The 3964-nt window shown below is 69.0% G+C and carries 4 protein-coding genes; 3 read left to right on the forward strand and 1 reads right to left on the reverse strand.

Annotated features, from left to right (window positions below):
• The 3 genes from phoU to phoR all read left to right on the forward strand — a co-directional run.
• On the forward strand, positions 1 to 569 hold a 569-nt coding region (gene phoU, locus AC1DOC_RS23090), incomplete at its 5' end, for a phosphate signaling complex protein PhoU (RefSeq protein WP_478130559.1).
• Positions 570 to 599: 30 nt separating this feature from the next.
• Positions 600 to 1292 carry a phosphate regulon transcriptional regulator PhoB gene (phoB, locus tag AC1DOC_RS23095; protein ID WP_012747427.1) on the forward strand — a complete coding sequence of 231 codons (693 nt, stop codon included), beginning with the start codon at positions 600 to 602 and terminating at the stop codon, positions 1290 to 1292.
• A 44-nt stretch (positions 1293 to 1336) separates the two neighbouring features.
• Positions 1337 to 2674: a phosphate regulon sensor histidine kinase PhoR gene (gene phoR, locus AC1DOC_RS23100; RefSeq protein WP_478130560.1), complete on the forward strand. Its 1338-nt coding sequence runs from the start codon at positions 1337 to 1339 to the stop codon at positions 2672 to 2674.
• Here phoR and AC1DOC_RS23105 read toward each other — a convergent pair.
• The coding region (locus AC1DOC_RS23105; RefSeq protein WP_478130561.1) for an MATE family efflux transporter at positions 2663 to 3964 on the reverse strand (1302 nt) is incomplete at its 5' end. The two genes, phoR and AC1DOC_RS23105, sit on opposite strands and share 12 nt — an antisense overlap.

Here is a 3964-nt window from a genome sequence, read left to right on the forward strand (position 1 = left end):
ACGCTGCCGACCGCGTGATGGAAACCGAGACGCGCGTCAATGCGATGGAGATCGAGATCGACCGCGAGCTGTCGTCGATCATCGCGCGGCGCCAGCCGACGGCGCGCGACCTGCGCCTCTTGATCGCCATCTCCAAGACCACGGCCAACCTGGAGCGCGTGGGCGACGAGGCCAACAAGATCGCGCGCATGGTCAAGTCGATCATCGAGAGCGGCTCGGCCCGCGCGCTGCCCTCGAACGAGCTGCGCATCGCGGCCGACCTGGCCTCGGGCCTGCTGCGTACCGCGCTGGACGCGTTCGCTCGGCTGGACACGGCCGCGGCGCTGTCGATCCTGAAGGACGACGACCTGATCGACAAGGAGTTCGACGGCTTCGTGCGCAAGCTGGTCACCTACATGATGGAAGACCCGCGCACGATCTCGGCCAGCCTCGACCTGCTGTTCCTGGCCAAGGCCATCGAACGCATCGGCGACCACGCCAAGAACATCGCCGAGTTCATCATCTACATCGTCAAGGGCGCCGATGTGCGGCACACTTCGATGCAAGAGATCGAATCGGCGCTGCAGTAACAGAGCKAGCGCAAGTCTCCCAAAGAAAGCATGAAGAAACCCCGAGTCCTGATCGTCGAAGACGAGTCCTCGATCGCCGAGCTGATCGCCGTCAACCTGCGCCACAACGGCTTCGAGCCGATCTGGTCGGAAGACGGCGCGGCAGCGCAACGCGAGATCGACGCCTTCCTGCCGGACCTGATCCTGCTCGACTGGATGCTGCCCGGACAGAGCGGCCTGCAACTCGCGCGCCAGTGGCGCAAGGACCCGCGCACCAAGGCCATCCCGATCCTGATGCTCACCGCGCGCGGCGACGAGCCCGACAAGGTGGCCGGCCTCGATGCGGGCGCCGACGACTACATCACCAAGCCGTTCTCCACCCAGGAAATGCTCGCGCGCATCCGCGCCGTGCTGCGCCGCCGCGCGCCCGAGGTGGTGACCGAGCGCGTGGAGATCGGCGAGCTCGCGCTCGACACCGCCACGCACCGCGTCACCTGGCAGGGCAATGCGCTCAAGGTGGGGCCGACCGAGTTCAAGCTGCTGGCCTACCTGATGCAGCACGCCGAGCGCGTGCACAGCCGGGCGCAACTGCTCGACAAGGTCTGGGGCGACCACGTCTACATCGAGGAACGCACGGTCGACGTGCACGTCAAGCGCCTGCGCGAATCGCTGGGCGCCGCCTCGCCGATGGTCGAGACGGTGCGCGGCGCGGGTTACCGCCTGACGGCCCAAGTCACGGTTTGAGCCCCGCTGCTTTCACGGGCCGCGGGCGCGGATAATCGCCCGCCATGCCTTTCCGTATTGCTACTTTTCTAATAGCGTCCCTCGTAATGGGAGTGGGCGCTGCAGCCATTTTCGGCTGGAAGTTCGGATGGCTGGGCGCCTGGCTGGGCGCGGTGCTGTGGCTCGCGCTCGACGCCTGGCGGGCCGAGCGCCTGCTCAAGGTGCTTCGCAACAACGCGGCGGGCCTGCCGACGCGCGGCGCCGGCGTGTGGGGCGAGCTCGCGGAGCGCATCCGCAAGCTGCTGCGCGACCGCGAACAGCAGACCCGCCAGGCCGAAGACCGCCTGCRGGAATTCCTGGCCGCCATCCAGGCCTCTCCCAACGGCGTGATCCTGCTCGACGAGCAGGGCCGCATCGAGTGGTGCAACCAGACGGCAGCCGGCCAGTTCGGCATCGATGCCGAGCGGGATCTGCTGCAGCATCTTGCGAACCTGGTCCGCGACCCGGCCTTCGTGGCCTACCTGGCCTCGTGGAACTACAGCCGCGATGTGGTCATCGATGCCTCAGGCCCCGGGCAGGGGCACCAGCGCAGCCATCCGGTGCGCCTGTCGGTGCAGGTGCATCCCTATGCGGGCAACCGCCGCATGCTGCTGACGCGCGACATCACGGCGGTCGAGCAGGCCGAAGCCATGCGGCGCGACTTCGTCGCCAACGTGTCGCACGAGATCCGCACGCCGCTCACCGTGCTGGCGGGCTTTGTGGAAACGCTGCAGAACCTGCCGCTCGATGCGGACGAGCGCGCGCGCTACCTCTCGCTCATGAGCCAGCAGTCGCATCGCATGGAAACCCTGGTCAACGACCTGCTGACGCTGTCGCGGCTCGAGGGCAGTGCGGCGCCATCGGGCAACCAGTGGATCCGCATCCGTGCGCTGCTCGCCCAGTGCGAAGACGAGGGACGGGGGCTGTCGGGCCGGCTCGCGCCGCAGGGGCATCGCCTTTCCTTCGCGATCGAGGCCGAATCTGAAATCTCGGGCGCCCCGACAGAGCTGCAAAGCGCCATGTCGAACCTGCTGAGCAACGCCATCCGCTACACGCCCGGCGGCGGCGAGGTCGCGGTGAGCTGGCGGCTGCTGCCCGACGGGCGCGGCGAATACGCGGTGCGCGACACCGGCCCCGGCATTGCTGCCGAGCACATCCCGCGCCTGACCGAACGCTTCTACCGCATCGACCGCAGCCGCTCGCGCGAAACCGGTGGCACCGGCCTGGGCCTGGCCATCGTGAAGCACATCGCGCAGCGGCATGGCGCCGAACTGCGGATCCAGAGCACGGTGGGCAAGGGCTCGCGTTTCGCGCTGGTGTTCCCGGCAACCCGCGTGCGGGAAGCGCGGCTGCTAGCGAAGTGAGCGGCGCATCGTCCAGCGCAGCAGCGCTCCGAACAGCAAGGCCGTGAGCGCGAGCGCTCCGGCGCTCATGAGCCAGAACGCCAGCGGCGACTGCATGGCGGGCCAGGGCCCCAGCCCGCGGTAGGCCAGCAGGTAGCTGCCGCCCAGGCCCACTCCCCAGAGCAGCGTGCAATAGACCACCAGCGGCACCAGCGTGACGCGGTAGCTGCGCAGCACGAACACGCACAGCGTCTGCAGCGCATCGGCAAAGTGATAGGCCGCCACCACCAGCAGCAGCGCCGCGGCCACTGCGATGACGGCCGGATTGTCGGAATACACGTGGGCCAGCCTGAAGCGCAGCGCCACCATGGCGCCCGCGAAGAACAGCGCGCAAAGGGCAGTGAGCTCGAAGCCCAGGCGGCAGGCGCGGCGGGCCTTGGCGGCCTTTCCGGCGCCGAGCCAGAAGCTCACGCGCGCGCTGGTGGCAATGGCCAGCGAGAGCGGCACCATGTAGGCCACCGCCAGCAGGTTCGAGGCGATCTGGTGCGCGGCGGCGGCGGCGGTGCCCAGGCGCGCAATGAACAGCGCCATCAGGGTGAACGAGGTCACTTCCACCAGCACGGCCAGGCCGCCGGGAATGCCCAGGCTCGCGAACTGGCGGATCTGCCGCCAGTCGGGCGCTTCGATGCGTTCCCAGAGCCGGTAGTCGCGGTAGAAGGCGCTGCTGCGCAGCAGCCACACGGCGCAGGCCAGCATGGCCCAGTTCACGCACAGCGTGGCCCAGGCGCAGCCCACCAGGCCCATGGCCGGCAGGCCCGCGCCGCCGAAGGCGAACCAGATCGACAGCGGCAGCTTCACGCACAGCGAGCCCAGCTGGAGCCAGGTCACCACCTGCGGCTTGCCCAGGCTCTGGTTCAGGGTGCTGAACAGGCGGAACAGCAGGGCCGGCGGCAATGCGAAGGCGAGCACCCCCAGATAGGTTTCCACTTCGCCGCGCATCGCGGGCGGCACCTGGGTCCAGCGCAGCACCGCGCCCGGCAGCAGCAGCACGGCCATGCCGACGGCAATCGCGATGGCAGCCAGGTAGAGCGACTGCCGCACGGAGCGGCCGACTTCGCTTCTGCGGTCCGCGCCGTGCAGCTCCGCCCAGACCGGCAGCAGCGCCTGCAGCACGCCCATCAGCGAGACGAACACGCTGATGAAGACGGCCGCGCCCACCGACAGCGCGGCCAGCGCGTTCTCGGAATAGCGGCCGGCCACGATGGTGTCGGTCACGCCGAACGCCATCACGGCCAGCTGGCCCACCAGCAC

It is taken from the genome of Variovorax sp. 01T439_2, assembly GCF_056398445.1.

Bases quoted from the DNA above. Each gene is read 5' to 3' on its own strand.
- phoB (WP_012747427.1), top strand. From the start codon at position 600: ATGAAGAAACCCCGAGTCCTGATCGTCGAAGACGAGTCCTCGATCGCC.